Origin of the sequence: Nocardioides hankookensis (assembly GCF_042658885.1) — a bacterium.
Classification (GTDB): Bacteria; Actinomycetota; Actinomycetes; order Propionibacteriales; family Nocardioidaceae; genus Nocardioides; species Nocardioides hankookensis.
The window spans coordinates 282,453-298,067 of sequence record NZ_JBHSRJ010000004.1 but is presented as its reverse complement, the minus strand read 5'-3'; the positions used below and the strand labels follow the sequence as shown (position 1 = coordinate 298,067).

Sequence of the window (15,615 nt, the reverse complement as noted above, 5' to 3'; positions counted from 1 at the left end):
ACGGAGGCGAGGACGACGGTGGACGTCAACGACATGGGGACCCAGTACGGTTCAGCCCCCGCTGACCCGTACCTGCGGGTGGCCGACCCGGACCTGGTGGCGTACGAGAACCAGTACCAGGACGAGGTCGACGACCTCCCCACCTACCGGCCGACCGTCGGCTGCATCATCCCGGCGTACAACGAGGCCGAGACGATCGCCGGCGTGCTCGACTCGCTGCTCCAGCAGACCCGCCTGCCCGACGTCATCCACCTGATCGTCAACAACACCTCCGACGACTCCGTCGAGATCGCCAGCCACTACGCCGGCCCGCACACGCGGATGACGCCCACCGGCGAGCAGAGCACGATCATCTACGTCCACGACATCGGCAAGAACCCCGACAAGAAGGTCGGTGCGCTCAACTACGGCTACTCGCTCGTCGAGCACATGGACTTCCTGCTCGGCGTCGACGGCGACACCACCCCGGAGCCGGACGCGATCCAGCACCTCGTCGACGAGATCTCGAGCGACGACCGGATCGGCGGCATCTCCGCGATCTACTCGATCGACGACAGCGCCCTCGACGGCTGGATGGCGAAGTTCCTGATCGCCGGCCAGCGCGCGCAGTTCTCGGCGTTCAACATGCAGAACCTCCTCAAGGGCCGCAACATGGCGGTCCTCGGCGGCCAGTTCTCGATCTTCTCGACGCAGGCCCTGCGCGACGTCCTGCGCGACAGCCACCAGCGCACCCCGTGGGTCAGCGACAGCGAGGTCGAGGACTCGCTCCTCTCGCTCCAGATCAAGAGCGCCGGCTACCTCACCAAGATCAGCGCCCGGGCCCGCGCGCACGTCGGCGGCATGGACACGCTGCGCTCGCTGGACGCCCAGCAGGTCAAGTGGAACTTCGGCGCCATCGACCTGATGTGGCCGGGTCAGCGTGGCGACACCCGCGGCCAACCGTTCCACCCCAACCTGCGGCTGCGGTGGTTCGAGCACCTCTCGATGGTCATCAACATCACGACCCGCGTGCTCTTCGTGCTGCTGCTGGCCGGCTCGCTCAACATCCACGCGTTCGTGTTCAGCCCGTGGTGGCTGATCCCGCCGTTCGCCTCGATCTGGCTGAACTTCCGGGTGGCGCGCTCGATGGAGTTCGCGAACAGGCGCGACTACCTGTTCGCGCTGCTGATCGTGCCGGCCGAGAGCTACATGATCATCCGGATGGGCCACTTCATCCGGGCCTGGCTGAAGTTCTTCAGCCGCCAGCAGACCGACAACTGGGCGGCGCAGGCGAAGGCCGAGCGCGGCAAGGGGGTCGCCTGGACCTACCCGTTCCTGGCCTTCTTCTTCATCTTCGCGGTCTCCGCGGCGATCTGGCTGCAGCTGCCGATCGGGCTGCGCTCCGACATCCTCGCGGTGAGCTGGCCGATCCTCGGTGTCATCACCGTGCTGCAGACTGCTTGGATGTGTCTCAAGGCCATGAAGCGCTACCGGGGGTTCAAGGCATGACCGCACGTATCCAGCCACGCCGTCTGCGCGGCGCGGCCGCTCTCCTGAGCGCCGTCGCCGTCCTGACCGCGCTGAGCGGCTGCTCCGTGGTCGACGGCCTGACGAGCAACGACGACCCGTCGGAGACGCCCTCCGCCTCGCCCTCGGCGAGCGAGACGCCGTACGAGTCGGAGTTCACCCGCGACGGCACGTTCCAGTCGCACATCGAGATCGACGGGGTGGACTACGTCTACACGCTCTACCCGACCAAGGCGACGCCGCGCACGAACGAGTGGTTCCCCAAGGGCAACAAGTACTTCACGTTCACGTTCCAGGCCTACGACCTCGACCGCGACATCCGGGACCCGTTCAAGACCAAGCGCGAGGTCTACCTCGACCGGATCAAGGTCACCTCGACGGTCAAGACGTCCACCGGCACCAACGACGAGCGCCCCTACGAGCTGAACGCCATCGCCAAGGAGATCACCTTCGACCCCGAGCCGCTCTCCACCAAGCGCGGCATGCTGATCACGTCGCCGAAGGGCGCCTTCGAGCTCCGCAACCAGACGATCAAGCCGACCGCCGAGGACACCATCGGCATCGACCTGACGTTCACCGCGACGGTCTACACCGAGCGTCGCGCCGGCTCCGGGACGTTCGAGCGCAAGACCATCAAGCAGCGGGTCCCGATCGCGATCTTCCCGTCCGACCAGGCCACCGAGGCCCAGGACATCCCCGTCGACGCGAACTGAGCGCCTCGCCGGGTGCGACGAAGTCGCTCGCGGCGAGATCAGGCGCCATGTCGAGTAGCCGCGCGAGCGACGTAGGAGCTCGCGACCGGCGTATCGAGACAGGGGTGAGACGAGGGGTCTCGATACGCTCGCTGGCGCTCGCTACTCGACCAACGAGGACGCGCTCGCTACTCGACCGACGAGCTTGGCGTCAGCCGGCCTCGGCGAGGCGGTAGCCGACGCCGCGGACCGTCTCGACGTAGCGCGGCGTGGCCGCGTCGTCGCCGAGCTTGCGTCGCAGGTTGGCGATGTGGACCTCGACGGAGCGCTTGTCGGCCTCGTTGACGAAGTACGACGTGACGTACTGCTGGCCGCGCATGGTCAGCACCAGGTCGGCCTTGCTGCGCACCCGGCGACCGGTGCTCATCAGCGAGGCGAGCAGGTCGAACTCGGTGCGGGTCAGGTCGACCGAGCCGCCATTGACGGTGACGATCCGGGTCTCGTTGTTGAGCGCGAGCCCGTTGAAGCGCATCCACCCGGTGCCGGCCTCGGCGGTGACGGCGCCGTGCTGGGCGGCGACCGGCTGGGGCGCCTGGGGGGCCGGCGCGGGTGCCGGAGGCTGCACCGTCGGCGGCGCCGCGGGCTGGAAGGCGGGCTGCTGCGGAGCCGGCTGCTGGACCGGCTGAGGCTGCTGGACCGGCTGAGGCTGCTGGACCGGCTGGGGCTGCGGGGCGGACGGCGCCGGTGGGGCCTGCGGGGGTGCCGCCTGCTCGGACTCGGCGAACTCGCGAGCAGCGGCGGCGGCCCAGGACTGCGACGGTGCCGCGGCGGCGGGCGCCGCGGGAGCCTCCGGCTCGTCGTCGGCCCAGCCCTGCGCCTTGTCCATGCGAGCGCGCGGGCGGCGCAGCATCGAGTCGGCACGGGCGCGCAGCTCACGCGGGCGGAACGGCTTGACCAGGTAGTCGTCCGCCCCCGCCTCGAAGCCCTGCACCACGTCGATCTCGTCGGCGAGGGCGGTGATCATGATCAGGTAGGTGCTGCTGAACTCACGCAGCCGCTTGGCGACCGCGAAGCCGTCCATGCCGGGCATGTTCACGTCGAGGGTCGTGATCAGCGGGTTGTGCTTGCGCACGGCCTCGACGCCGTCGGTGCCGTTCTCGGTGACGACCGTCGTGAAACCAGACTGGGTCAGGACGATGTCGATGAGATCGCGCACGTCGGGGTCGTCCTCGATGATGACGGCGACCCACTGATTACCCGGCTCCATGACGCGCAGCCTAACAACGGCACCGGTGTCGCCGTCACTGTCCAGGTGGTCACCATCCAGATGCTGAGGCGAGCTCCATCGTCCGCTCGGGCCAGAACTGCCCGGCGACCGGTCCGCCGTTGCACTCGCCGTCGCTCTCGCCGGGCGGCTTGACCCACACGTACGCGTCGAGGTTGCCGCCGTCGGTGACGGCACCCGGGTCGGTCCCGAAGGCGCGCCCGGGCGGGTTGCACCAGTCCTTCGTCGCGCCGAACCCGTTGCGACCGCTGTCGATGATGAAGTGCGTTCCCCCGACCAGCGCGCTGAGCTCCTCGCCGTACGACTTCTCGTCGTCGTCGGTCTGGAAGTTCGAGACGTTGGTCGAGAAGCCGCGGACGTCCGCGATCCCCGCGTCCTCGAGCAGCGGTGCGATCTTGCCGGGCTCGATCCAGTGCGAGTGACCTCCGTCGAGGTACGTCGTCACGCCGGCGTCCGAGAGCTGCTGCGCAGCGTCGGCGATCAGCCCGACCCGTTGGTCGCGGTCGCCGCACTCCAGGAGCGAGGCCAGCCCGTCGGGCTCCACGACCGCCGCCACGTCGGCACCGTTGCCGGCTGCGGCCGCGATCTCGCCGACCCAGGGACCGTACTGGTCGGCGGGCAGGCCGCCGGCGGAGTGCTGGCCGGTGCAGTCGCGATCGGGGATCCCGTAGATCACGAACGTCGGCACCTCACCGGCGTCGTCGGCCGCGGTGACGATCTTGGTGACGAACGGGCCGACCGAGCCCGCCGGGTACTGCTCCGGGGTCAGCCAGATGCCCTGCGGCACCCCGGCGAGCCGGGTGAACACGTCCTCCTGCTCGGTGTCGCCGTCGGTCGTGGCCTGGGCGGCCGCCTGCGCGACCTTCGAGCCCGGGTCGGCGTACTGGTCGTGGCCGTCGTAGGGGTTCACCGTCCGGGCGTCCCGGGTCGGCTCGGGGGCGGCCGACCCGGAGCCGTCCGAGCCGGCGGAGCCGCCGGAGCACCCGGTCAGGGCGGCGAGGACGACGACCGCAGCGGCGGCCAGGGCGCGCGACGAACGAGGGAGGGGCACACCGCCATCATGCCAAGGCGGTGTGCCCCTCCCGGGGATCCCTGCTGGGATCAGGCCTTCCGACCGGGTGCGAAGAGGCTCGCCACGGCGGCGACCGCCACCGCTGCGGCACCGGTCAGCAGGGCCGGCCCGACGGCGCCGTCGTACCCCGTCGGGGTGAGCTGTCCGCCGTTGCCGAGGAACACCGCGACCAGGACGGCGATGCCGAGCGCGACGCCGAACTCACGGATCGTCGAGTTCGCCGAGCTGGCGACCGCGAAGTCGCTGTCCGGGAGCCCGTCGAGCACCATCGTCGCCGCCGGGGCGAACGTCAGGCCCATCCCGATGCCCGCCATCAGCAGCGGCACGATGAAGGACGAGTAGCCCGAGCCGTTCTCGGTGATCACGGCGAACCACACCAGTGCGGTGGTCTGCAGGACGAGACCGGTGAAGAGCAGCGTCCGGTAGCCGAGCCGTGGCACCAGCGCACCGGCGATCGGCGCGGCCACCATCGGCGCCGCGGTCCACGGGAGCGTCCGGATGCCGGCCTCGAGCGGGCTGTAGCCCTGGACGACCTGGAGGTACTGCGCCAGCAGGAAGACCGCGCCGAACATGCCGAGCGTGAAGAAGAGGTAGACGATGTTCGCGACCCGGAACTTGCCGACGCCGAAGAGCCGCAGCGGAAGCACGGCGTACGACCGGCCGCGTGCCCAGAGGGCGTACGTCGGCAGCAGGACCGCCGCGAGGACGAGCGGGCCGAGCACCAGCGGGTCGGTCCAGCCGTCGTCGTTGCCGTGCACGATGCCCCAGATCCCCAGGAAGACCGCACCGCCGAGCAGCAGCACGCCGACCGGGTCCAGGCGCTGCCAGATGCCCTTCGACTCCGGGATCGCGACCAGCAGGAGGGGCACGGCCACGAGCGCGACCGGGACGTTCAGCCAGAAGATGGCCTGCCAGCTGACGCCCTCGACGACCGCGCCGCCGATGACCGGCCCGAGCGCGACGCCGAGGCCGCTGACGCCGCCCCAGATGCCGATCGCGAGCGGCCGCAGGGCCGCCGGGACGGACGACGCGAGCAGCGTGAGCGAGAGCGGCATGATCGCCGCGGCGCCGAGCCCCTGCACGGCGCGCGCCGCGATCAGCGCTTCGGAGGTGATGCTCAGGGCGGACGCGATCGAGGCCAGGGTGAAGACCGTCAGCCCGACGAACATCATCCGGCGCCGGCCGAGCCGGTCGCCGAGGGTGGCCGCCGGGAGCATGAAGGTCGCGAAGGTCAGCGTGTAGGCGTTCATGAACCAGGACAGCTGGCTGACCGAGGAGTCCAGGTCGAGGTGGATCACCGGCAGCGCGCTGGTCATCACCAGGTTGTCGAGGGTGGCCATGAACATCGGCAGCGAGGCGGCGACGATCGCCAGCCACACCGGCACGCGCCGGCGGGCGACCGTCGGCTGGTCGGGGCCGACCAGCGGGGTGTCGAGAGTGGTGGACATCGGAGTCTCCATCCGAGGGTGAGCGAAGAATGCATTGAATGATTACTTACGGTTGGAACGTTAAGTAATCGACTGATAACCTGTCAAGCATGAATGCCGAGAAAGTGACGAGGATGTCCGCAGAGGACCGGCGGGAGCTGGTGCTGGAGGCCGCCACCAGGGCTTTCGCGCACGGCGGGTACCACGGCACCAGCACCGACGCGGTGGCCAAGGAGGCCGGCGTCTCGCAGCCGTACGTCGTCCGCATGTTCGGCACCAAGCTCGACCTCTTCCTCGAGGTCTTCGCACGCTCGGTCGGCCGGATCCGCGACGCCTTCGCGGCGGTCGTCGACGACGACGCGTTCGACCCCACGAGCGAGGACGGCCGGGAGCGGATGGGGCTCGCCTACACCGAGCTGCTCCAGGACCACGACTTCCTCCAGGTGATGATGCACGGCTTCTCCGCGGGCGGCGTCGAGGAGATCGCGGCCGCCGCGCGCCGCTGCATGGGCGAGGTCTTCGCGACGATCCGTCGGACCGGATGGACCGACGAGGAGGTCCGCGACTTCATCGCCTACGGGATGCTGCTCAACGTGATGATCTCGATGCGCGCGCTGGAGCACCTCGAGCCCGACGACCCGCTCGCCCCGCTCACCGCCTGCGCCTTCGGCGACACGCTCGAGGTGCTTGAATCCTCGGCGTGACCGAACTCGTGCTGGCGTCCCAGTCCCCCGCCCGCCTGGCCACGCTGCGCAGCGCCGGGGTCGAGCCGGTGGTGATCGTCTCCGGCGTCGACGAGTCGCAGCTCGACGGCCTCCCTCCGGCCGAGCTCGCGCTCCAGCTGGCCGAGCTGAAGTGCGCGGCCGTGGTGGCCCGCGACGGCGTACCGGCCGGTGCGCTCGTGCTCGGCTGCGACTCCGTGCTCGAGCTCGACGGCGCGGCGCTCGGCAAGCCCGACGACGCCGCCGACGCCGAGCAGCGCTGGCGTGCGATGCGCGGGCGCTCCGGCGTGCTGCGCACCGGACACTGCCTGCACGACACGGCGACCGGTCAGGTGGCCGCAGCCACGGCGTCGACGACCGTGCACTTCGCGGACGTGAGCGACGAGGAGATCGCGGCGTACGTCGCCACCGGCGAGCCGTTGTACGTCGCGGGTGCGTTCACCGTCGACGGTCTCGGCGGCGCGTTCGTCACCGGGATCGAGGGCGACCACCACAACGTGGTCGGCGTGAGCCTGCCGCTGCTCAGGGAGCTGGTCGCCGAGCTGGGTCACTCGTGGACGGAGCTGTGGGCTCCCCGTCCGCATTGAGGTCCTCCGGCTGGTCCAGCGGCTCGATGTCGAGCTCGGCCAGCTCGAAGACCTGCATCGGGTGCTGCCGCAGGTCGGTCAGGTTGACCGGCTTCTGGAAGACCAGCGTGCGGAAGAGGTAGAACCGGGCCGCCATGCCCAGGAACAGGCCGATCACGTTGGCGGCCACGTTGTCGGAGTACGGGTCGTCCAGGTCCAGGACGTTGCGGCTGATCCACAGGCACCCGATCGGGATCAGCATCGTCGCGAGGTTGATGACGACGAAGAGCAGCCGGCCGCCGTCGGCGGTGCGCGGCGGGCGGTCCTTGAACACCCAGGTGCGGCTGCCGCGGTAGCTCACCGCCATGCCGACCAGGTTGGCGATCACGAACGCCAGGTAGGGCTGCCCGGAGAGCGGGGCGTCCCAGCCCGTGTGGAAGCCGTGGACCAGGAAGTTGAAGATCAGGACGGCGACGATGGTCGCCAGACCGCCCACCGCCAGGAAGCGGTAGGCCTCGGTGAAGATCCGATGCCAGCGGCTTCCCATACCGAAAGGCTAACCGCTGGTCCCGCTCAGGCCTGCAGCGACGGTCCCCGCACCACCTTGATGTTGAAGTCGGAGCCACCGAGCGCCATCGCCGTGCGCACCCAGAGCGCCAGGAACATCTCCGGCCCGCGCGCCGTATCGAGGGCGCCCAGGTCGATCACGTCGGTGTGCCCGAGCTCGCGCAGCAGCGCGGTCACGATCGCCTTGGCGTGGGCGTCGTCGCCCGACACGAAGACCGTCGTGCCCTCCCCCAGCCGTGCGGGGTCGACCATCACCGCGTTGTTCATCGTGTTGAGCGTCTTGACCACCCGCGCACCCGGGTGGGCGCGCTGCACCTGCTCGGCCAGCGAGTCGTCGTCCTTGACGAACAGCCGGGGCGGGAACCCGTGGCTGTGGTCGAGCGGGTTCGAGAGGTCGAGGAGCACCCGGCCGCCGAGGTCGTCGCCGACCTCGGCGAGCACGCCCAGCGCGACGTCGCCGCCGAGCGCGTTGACGACGAGGTCCGCGTCGGTCCCCGCCTCCCCGAACGCGACCAGGCGTACGCCGGGGTGCGCCGCCGACCAGGCCACATGGTCGGCGCGGCCGGCCGTGGCCGCCGGGTCGCGGGTGGCCATCGTGACGTCGTGGCCCAGGTCGTCGAGGCGGCCGGCGACGGCGCGACCGACCGCCCCGGTGCCGAGCACGGAGATCTTCATGTCCCCGACGCTAGGACCTCAAGCGCGCATGAGGTCAAGGGCGACGGGTCAGCCGGTGAACAGGTCGGACGCCTTGCGCAGCGTCTCGACGAGGCCATAGGCCAGCGGGACGCCGACGAGGGTCCAGGCGAGGACGATCCGGGCGGTCATGCTGCACTCCTCTCGAGCTCCGGGGACCGGTCGGGTTCGTGGTGACGGGGGTCGACCGGTCGGATCAGGAAGTTGGCCACGAAGCCGACGGCCAGCACGCCGACCATGGTCAGCAGCGCCGGCTGGTACGCCGAGGCCGTCAGCTCGCCGGGGGTCCCCTCGGCGTCCAGGAAGCCGTTGACGATCAGCGGCCCCGCCACGCCCGCTGCCGACCACGCGGTCAGCAGCCGGCCGTGGATCGCGCCGACCTGGAAGGTGCCGAAGAGGTCGCGGAGGTACGCCGGGACGGTCGCGAACCCGCCGCCGTAGAAGGACAGGATGATGGCAGCGAGCAGCACGAACAACGCGACCGTGCTGTCGCCGACGGTGGCGAGCAACAGGTAGAGCACCATGCCGCCGCCGAGGTAGAGGAAGTAGATCGGCTTGCGCCCGACCACGTCGGAGGTCGAGGACCAGACGAACCGCCCGGCCATGTTGGCGAGCGAGAGCAGCCCGACGAAGCCCGCGGCCGCCGTCGCGGTGACGGAGGACGTGCCGCTGTCGTCGCGGAAGAAGTCCTGGATCATCGGCGCGGCCTGCTCGAGGATGCCGATGCCCGCCGTCACGTTGCAGAAGAGGACCAGCCACAGCAGCCAGAACTGCGGCGTCCTGATCGAGGTCGCCGCCGACACACTCGCCGTGGTCACCAGCTTCTTCTCCGCCACCTGGGACGGGTCCCAGCCGTCGGGCCGCCAGTCGTCGGCGGGCACCCGGATGGTGAGGGCGCCGAACATCATGAAGGCGAGATAGACGACACCGAGCGTGACGAAGAGCAGCATCACGGCGTGGCCGCTGGCGACCGACGCCGGGTCGGTGGCGTCGTACCCGCTGTCGTAGAGCGCCAGCAGGCGCGCGCTCAGCGGGCTCGCGATCAGCGCGCCGCCGCCGAAGCCCATGATCGCCAGTCCGGTCGCGAGACCCGGCCGGTCGGGGAACCACTTGATCAGCGTCGAGACCGGAGAGATGTAGCCGATGCCGAGACCGATGCCGCCGATCACGCCGTACCCGAGGTAGACGAGCCAGAGCTGGTCGGTTCCGATGCCGAGCGCCGCGACCATGAACCCGGTGGCCCAGAAGCAGGCGGCCGTGAACATCGCGGCGCGCGGGCCGTTGCGGTCCACCCAGGTGCCGCAGACGGCGGCCGAGAGGCCGAGCATCACGATCGCGATGGAGAAGATCAGCCCGATGCGGGTCAGGCTGGAGTCGAAGTGCTGGACGAGCGCGGTCTTGTAGACGCTGGTCGCGTAGACCTGCCCGATGCACAGGTGCACGGCGAGCGCCGCGGGCGGGACCAGCCACCGGCTGTAGCCGGGCCCGGCGACGATGCGGTCGCGGGCGAGGAACGACGGAACCACGGGACAACTCCTCCGAGTAGGGGTCGACGCACCCGTACCCAGAAGTGACAGCCGTCACACGTTCAACTACTCGACGGGCAGGCCGAGACCCCGCCCGATCAGCATCCGCTGCACCTCCGAGGTGCCCTCGCCGATCTCGAGCACCTTGGCGTCGCGGTAGAAGCGCGCGACCGGGTACTCCTCCATGAAGCCGTAGCCGCCGAACACCTGGGTCGCGATCCGGGTCGCGGTCACCGCGGACTCCGTGGCGTAGAGCTTCGCGACGGCGGCTGCCTGCTTGAACTCCTTCATCGGAGCGCCGCCGTCCTTCATCGCCGCGGCCTTGTAGGTCAGCAGCCGGCTCGCGTGCAGCATCACCTCGAGGTCGGCGACCTGGAAGGCGACGCCCTGCTTGCGCCCGATCGGCCCGCCGAAGGTCTGCCGCTCGCCGGCGTACTCCAGGCTCATGTCGAGGCAGGCCTGGATGCAGCCGACCGCGAGGGCGGCGATCGCCACCCGGCCGTCGTCGAGGGTGGCGAGGAACTGGGCGTAGCCGCGACCGCGCTCGCCGAGCAGGTTGGCCTCGGGCACCCGGGCGTCGACGAACGTCAACGGGTGCGTGTCGGAGGCGTGCCAGCCGAGCTTGTCGTAGGCCTTCTCGGCGGTGAAGCCGGGCGTGTCGCTCGGCACCATGATCGTGCTGATCTCGGGTCGGCCGCCCTCGCGCTCGCCGGTGCGGGCGGTGACGGTCACCAGGCTGGTGATGTCGGAGCCGGAGTTGGTGATGAACTGCTTGGCGCCGTTGACGACCCACTCGCCGTTCTCGACGACGGCCTTGGTCCGCGTGGCGCCCGCGTCGGAGCCCGCGCCGGGCTCGGTCAGGCCGAAGCCCGCGAGCCGCTCGCCGGCGACCAGGTCGGGCAGCCAGGTCTGCTTCTGCTCGTCGGTGCCGTAGGTGAGGATCGGGTTGATGCCGAGCCCGACCGCGGCCTCGAGGGTGATGCCCATCGACTGGTCGACCCGGCCGATCTCCTCGATCGCGACGCACAGGCTGGTGAAGTCGCCGTCCTCCCCCGCGCCGCCGTACTCCTCCGGGGCGGTGAGGCCGAAGAGACCCAGCGCGCCCATCTTCTGCACGACGTCGACCGGGAAGTGGTGCTCGCGGTCCCACTGCGCGGCGTGCGGGGCGATCTCCGCCTCGGCGAAGGCACGCACCGTACGGCGGAACTCCTCGTGCTCGCGGGACAGCTCGTAGGGCGACTGAGTGCTCATGTGCCGCACCCTAGCCGTTTGGTTAGCGGTTGTTAACCTGCGGAGCCCGATCCGTCCCGCGCGTCCCGCCGACGCTCGAGCTCGGCGACGATCGCGCTCGCCTCCTCCTCGAGCACGGCGACGTCCTCGGCGGTGAACGCGCGCGGCACGACGTCGATGACGCAGCAGTTGCCGAGCACCTCGCCCCGCGAGGTCAGGAGCGGGGCGCCGGCGTAGCTGCGGACCCCGTCGTGGACGGCGGTCGGGTTGTAGCGGTGGATCACGTCGGCCTGCACGTCCGGGACGACGTACGGCTCGCGGGTGCGGACGCTGGTCGCGCAGAACGACCACTCCAGCGGGTTGCCGCGTGCCTCGGTGACCCAGCTGCCGCGGCCGCCGTACGCGCCGACGAGGCACTGGGCGCCACCGAGCACGACGCTGACGCCGCCGAGGGCGGTGCCCAGCCGCTGGGCGACGCGGGCGGCGGCCTGGTCGAGCTCGACCCGCACCACGTCCGCGAACGGGTCCAGCGACAGGACCTCCTCGATGAAGGCCCGGCTCGGCGCGCGGGTCTGGAGCAGCGTGTCCATCGCGGCCCGCGCCCAGTCCCACGCGGGCGGGTGCGCGTCGGTGCCGCGGGCGGCGATCGAGCGGTACGTCGCGATCCGGACGCCCATCGCCCGGCCGACCAGCCCGGCCGGCCCACCGAGGGAGCGCAGGGCGGCGGTCAGCTGCTCGAGCTCGTCGAGCGACGGGTCGTCGAGCGGGTCGGGGAGTCCGGCCCGCTCCCGGGCCGCGTCCCAGGTCTGCCCGACCGGCTCGGTCGTGCCGACCCAGAGGGCCTGGCGGAGGTCGTCGCCGGTGGGGGCCCGCAGTCCGTGGCTGCGCAGCCTGCCGGGTGCTCCGGCGGTCAGCTCCGAGTAACTGACGGTCATGGGGTGCCTGCCTGCTTCCGTGGTGGTCATGCCGCCGCAGGCGCGGCGACAGGTGCGTGGGTCGGCCCGAGCGAGGCCGCGAGACCCCGCAGGTCGAGTGCGGGGAGGAGGCGGTCGTCGTCTCCGAGACGCACCAGCGGCGCGTCGTGGACGGCCCGCGCGGGGTCGTCGAGAGGTCGCTCGCGATGGTCGGGGTCGATCCACACCAGCGCCTCGATGCCGCCCAGCCCGTCGACCGCGAACGCCAGCTGCTCGTCGTCGTGCTCGACGAGGAGCAGGCAGGACGAGGGACGACGCTCCGCGGGCTCGCGCCCGAGCAGGCGGGCCAGGGACACGACCGGGACGGCCCGGCCGCGGTGCACGACGAGCCCGTCGACCAGGTCGACCGGTGACGGCGTCACGGTGAGTGGGAGCGGGAGGATCTCGACCACCTGGTCCAGCGGGGTCGCGAGGGTGCCGCCCGAGCCGCTGCCCGAGGTGGCCCCCGAGGTGTAGGTGACGTACGCCGGGCCGCCGGTGCTGCCGCCCGCGAGCACGTCGGCCAGCTCGGCGCCGTCCGTCGCGGCGCCCGCGACGTCGACGTTGACGGTCGCGAGCGCGCTCAGACCCGGGTCGCGGCGCAGGCCGGTGCCGTCGAGCACCAGGCACGCGCCGTCGTCGAGCTCGAGGACGCCGCGCACCAGCTCCGGACGCGCGTTCGCGAAGGTGGGCACCCGCAGCACACCGGACTCCCGGCTGCGGAGGGCCACCAGGTCCGTCACGGCGAGCACCACCAGGCCGCGCCCGAGGTCGAGCACCACACCGGCGCGGACGTCCTCGTCGCCCATCGGGGGCAGGCCGACCAGGGTGAGCGGGTCGACGACCGGGACCTCGCGGCCGGCGTACGTCGTGACGCCGCGGCAGTCGCCCCCGGCGAGCAGGCCGACCCGGACCTCGCTGAGCGGGATGGTGGTGTGGATGGCGTCGACCTCGACCGCGAGCAGCTGTGGGCCGCAGCGGACGAGCGTCAGGCTCTCGCCCGGCGCCGAGTCGACCGTCGTGGTGGTCTCGCCGACGAGCTGCTCGGCCACGCTCGGCACGCCCGGCAGGGCGAGCAGCTGGGCCGCGTCGAGCACGCTGACGGGCCGGGCCTCCGCGTCGTGCTGGAAGGCGTGCGAGACCAGCAGCACCCCCGACGACGTCGTGAGCGGCAGCAGGTCGCCCTCGGCCACCCTGGTCACGCCGCACACGCGGTCGACGACGAGGCCGACGACCCGGTGCTCGTGCGCCACGACCACCACGACCTGGTCGGCGGGTGCGTCGTCCACCCGCCCGAGGAGCGGGCGGAGGTCGACGACGGGAAGCACGGTCGTCCGCAGGCTCATCGCGCCGACCAGGCCCGGGGCGGCCGCCGGCAGTGCCGCGAGGGTGGCGGGGCGCGCCACGACCTCCCGCAGCGCCGACAGCGGGAGCGCCAGGTCGAGGTCGCCGAGCTGCAGGAGCCCGTAGACCGGGTCGACGGTCATGTCAGGCGTCCTGCGTCACCGAGGCGAGCTGGTCGATCAGGCTGTTGACCTGCTCCGAGGCCTCCTGCTGAACCCGGGTCGAGGCGGAGATCGTGCGGATCGCCTCGTTGGTGCGGGTCACGCTGGTCACGATCCGCTCGAAGGCGACCTCCGCCCGCTGCGACACCGCGGAGCCCTGGTTGACCCGGTCGGCCGACTCCTCGATGAGCCGCCCGATCTGCTGGGCCGCCTCGAAGGAGCGCTCGGCGAGCTTGCGGACCTCGCCGGCGACGATCGAGAAGCCGACCCCGTGCTCACCGGCGCGGGCCGCCTCGATGGAGGCGTTGAACGCGAGCAGGTTGGTCTGCCCGGCGATCTCACCGATCACCTTGACGATGTCGCTGATGGCCGTCGAGGACTTCTGGATCAGCGAGATCGCCTCGATCGACGCCCGCAGCGCCTCGACGCCCTGCTCGGCGTTCGCGTGGGTCTCGGCGGCGAGCTCGGTCGCCGTGCGCGACTGCGTCGCGATCTCCGTGATCGAGCCCGCGAGCTCGCGGACCGACCCGGTCATCTGCCGGGTCCCGTCGTCGATGCGCTGCTCCCGCTCGACCTCGGGCGTCACGTCGTACGCGTACTTGATGACCTTGGCGACGTTGCCGCGCAGGTCCAGGACCGGGTTGTACGTCGCCTGGATGTACACGTCGCGGTCGTACTTGCCCTTGCGGTGGAAGCGGCCGGCGATGATCTCGCCCTTGCCGAGACGGAGCCAGAAGTCGCGGTACTCGATCGAGCGCGTGTAGTCCTCCGAGCAGAAGAGGCTGTGGTGCTGCCCGACGATCTCGCGCAGCGAGTAGCCGATGGTGCGCAGGAAGTTCTCGTTGGCGTCCAGGACGTTGCCGTCGAGGTCGAACTCGATGACGGCCTGGGCCCGGTCGACGGCATCGACGCGCGCCTCGATCTCCGCCGTCACCTGCTTGGCCGCGGTGATGTCGGTGGCGAACTTGACCACCTTCATCGGCGCGCCCTTGGCGTCGAGGACCGGGTTGTACGTCGCCTGGAGCCAGACCTCACGACCACCCTTGGCCAACCGGCGGTACTCCCCCGACTCGAACTGGCCGGAGCCGAGACGCTCCCAGAACTCGGCGTACTCGCGGGTCTGCGCGAGGTCGGGGTCGACGAAGAGGCGGTGGTGCTTGCCCTGGATGTCGGGCAGCGCGTAGCCGACCACGTCGAGGAAGTTGCGGTTCGCGGTGAGGATGTTGCCCTCGAGGTCGAACTCGATGACGGCCTGCGCGCGCTCGATCGCGACCACCTTGCCGAGGTGGTCGGCGGCCAGCTGCTTGGCGTCCGTGATGTCCTGGGCGATCTTCACGACCCGGACCGGCTGGCCCTCGTCGTCGAGCACCGGGTTGTACGTCGCCTGGAGCCAGACCTCACGACCGTCGCGGGTGATCCGCAGGAACTCGTCCTGCACGAACGCGCCGGACCGCAGCCGGCCCCACAGGTCGGCGTACGCCGGCGACTCGGCGTACTCCGGCGTGCAGAACATCCGGTGGTGCTTGCCCCGGATCGCGGGCAGCGAGTAGCCCATCAGCTCGAGGAAGTTGTGGTTGGCCGTGATGACCGTGCCGTCGAGCTCGAGCTCGATGACGGCGAGCGAGCGGTCGACGGCGGCGACCAGCCCGGAGACGTCGCGCTCGTCAGCGGGGGTGGTGGCACCTGCGGAGAGGTCGGGCATGGAGGCGGTCTCCTCGTGGGCTCGGCGCCGAGGCTCCTCCCCGGCGTCCTTGCGGTGATCGGCCCGAACTCCGGATCGCTGAGGAGATCGTGGGGACGAACCCGCGCACGGTCGCGACCAAACATCTGCTTGGGTGCGAGATGGGCCACACGGACTCCGGGGTCCTCAC

General features: G+C 71.0%; 15 protein-coding genes. 4 read left to right on the top strand and 11 right to left on the bottom strand.

The features are described 5' to 3' along the window. Positions 1-33: 33 nt before the first annotated feature. On the top strand, positions 34-1,488 hold the full coding sequence (locus ACFPYL_RS07795; RefSeq protein ID WP_379152648.1) for a glycosyltransferase family 2 protein: 1,455 nt from the start codon (positions 34-36) through the stop codon (positions 1,486-1,488). Continuing rightward, the gene (locus ACFPYL_RS07790; protein WP_379152646.1) at positions 1,485-2,219 is read left to right on the top strand and encodes a hypothetical protein; all 735 of its coding nucleotides are present in this window, start codon (positions 1,485-1,487) and stop codon (positions 2,217-2,219) included. The genes ACFPYL_RS07795 and ACFPYL_RS07790 overlap by 4 nt, the downstream gene beginning before the upstream one ends. A 190-nt stretch (positions 2,220-2,409) precedes the next feature. On the opposite strand, the gene ACFPYL_RS07785 is transcribed toward ACFPYL_RS07790, so the two are convergent. The 3 genes from ACFPYL_RS07785 to ACFPYL_RS07775 are packed head-to-tail and all read right to left on the bottom strand — an operon-like array spanning position 2,410 to position 6,003. After that, positions 2,410-3,465, bottom strand: a complete 1,056-nt coding sequence (locus ACFPYL_RS07785; protein ID WP_379152644.1) for a response regulator transcription factor — start codon at positions 3,463-3,465, stop codon at positions 2,410-2,412. A gap of 49 nt (positions 3,466-3,514) precedes the next feature. Next, positions 3,515-4,534, bottom strand: a complete 1,020-nt coding sequence (locus ACFPYL_RS07780) for a glycoside hydrolase family 6 protein (RefSeq protein WP_379152643.1) — start codon at positions 4,532-4,534, stop codon at positions 3,515-3,517. A 50-nt stretch (positions 4,535-4,584) separates the two neighbouring features. Then, on the bottom strand, positions 4,585-6,003 hold the full coding sequence (locus tag ACFPYL_RS07775) for an MFS transporter (RefSeq protein ID WP_379152641.1): 1,419 nt from the start codon (positions 6,001-6,003) through the stop codon (positions 4,585-4,587). Between the two features lie 113 nt (positions 6,004-6,116). Between ACFPYL_RS07775 and ACFPYL_RS07770 the strand changes: the two genes are divergently transcribed. Further along, the gene (locus tag ACFPYL_RS07770) at positions 6,117-6,686 is read left to right on the top strand and encodes a TetR/AcrR family transcriptional regulator (RefSeq protein ID WP_379152639.1); all 570 of its coding nucleotides are present in this window, start codon (positions 6,117-6,119) and stop codon (positions 6,684-6,686) included. Further along, on the top strand, positions 6,683-7,291 hold the full coding sequence (locus ACFPYL_RS07765) for a Maf family protein (protein ID WP_379152637.1): 609 nt from the start codon (positions 6,683-6,685) through the stop codon (positions 7,289-7,291). Before ACFPYL_RS07770 ends, ACFPYL_RS07765 begins: the two co-directional genes overlap by 4 nt. Here ACFPYL_RS07765 and ACFPYL_RS07760 read toward each other — a convergent pair. The 8 genes from ACFPYL_RS07760 to ACFPYL_RS07730 all read right to left on the bottom strand — a co-directional run bounded on the left by ACFPYL_RS07760 (position 7,227) and on the right by ACFPYL_RS07730 (position 15,446). After that, positions 7,227-7,817, bottom strand: a complete 591-nt coding sequence (locus ACFPYL_RS07760) for a GtrA family protein (protein WP_379152635.1) — start codon at positions 7,815-7,817, stop codon at positions 7,227-7,229. The genes ACFPYL_RS07765 and ACFPYL_RS07760 overlap by 65 nt on opposite strands. A 26-nt stretch (positions 7,818-7,843) precedes the next feature. After that, positions 7,844-8,512 carry an NADPH-dependent F420 reductase gene (locus ACFPYL_RS07755; RefSeq protein WP_379152633.1) on the bottom strand — a complete coding sequence of 223 codons (669 nt, stop codon included), beginning with the start codon at positions 8,510-8,512 and terminating at the stop codon, positions 7,844-7,846. A 48-nt stretch (positions 8,513-8,560) separates the two neighbouring features. Then, on the bottom strand, positions 8,561-8,662 hold the full coding sequence (locus ACFPYL_RS24310) for an MFS transporter small subunit (protein ID WP_414813207.1): 102 nt from the start codon (positions 8,660-8,662) through the stop codon (positions 8,561-8,563). Then, entirely contained in the window at positions 8,659-10,056 is a 1,398-nt protein-coding gene (locus tag ACFPYL_RS07750) for an OFA family MFS transporter (RefSeq protein ID WP_379152631.1), read from the bottom strand. Before ACFPYL_RS07750 ends, ACFPYL_RS24310 begins: the two co-directional genes overlap by 4 nt. A gap of 66 nt (positions 10,057-10,122) precedes the next feature. Next, positions 10,123-11,307 carry an acyl-CoA dehydrogenase family protein gene (locus tag ACFPYL_RS07745; protein WP_379152627.1) on the bottom strand — a complete coding sequence of 395 codons (1,185 nt, stop codon included), beginning with the start codon at positions 11,305-11,307 and terminating at the stop codon, positions 10,123-10,125. A 32-nt stretch (positions 11,308-11,339) separates the two neighbouring features. After that, complete coding sequence (locus ACFPYL_RS07740) at positions 11,340-12,221, bottom strand: GAF domain-containing protein (RefSeq protein WP_379152625.1); 882 nt, start codon at positions 12,219-12,221, stop codon at positions 11,340-11,342. 26 nt (positions 12,222-12,247) lie between these two features. Further along, complete coding sequence (locus tag ACFPYL_RS07735; RefSeq protein ID WP_379152623.1) at positions 12,248-13,726, bottom strand: chemotaxis protein CheW; 1,479 nt, start codon at positions 13,724-13,726, stop codon at positions 12,248-12,250. A gap of 1 nt (position 13,727) precedes the next feature. Then, positions 13,728-15,446 (bottom strand): methyl-accepting chemotaxis protein, encoded by a 1,719-nt coding sequence (locus ACFPYL_RS07730; protein WP_379152619.1) that lies wholly within the window; start codon positions 15,444-15,446, stop codon positions 13,728-13,730. Between the last annotated feature and the right edge of the window lie 169 nt (positions 15,447-15,615).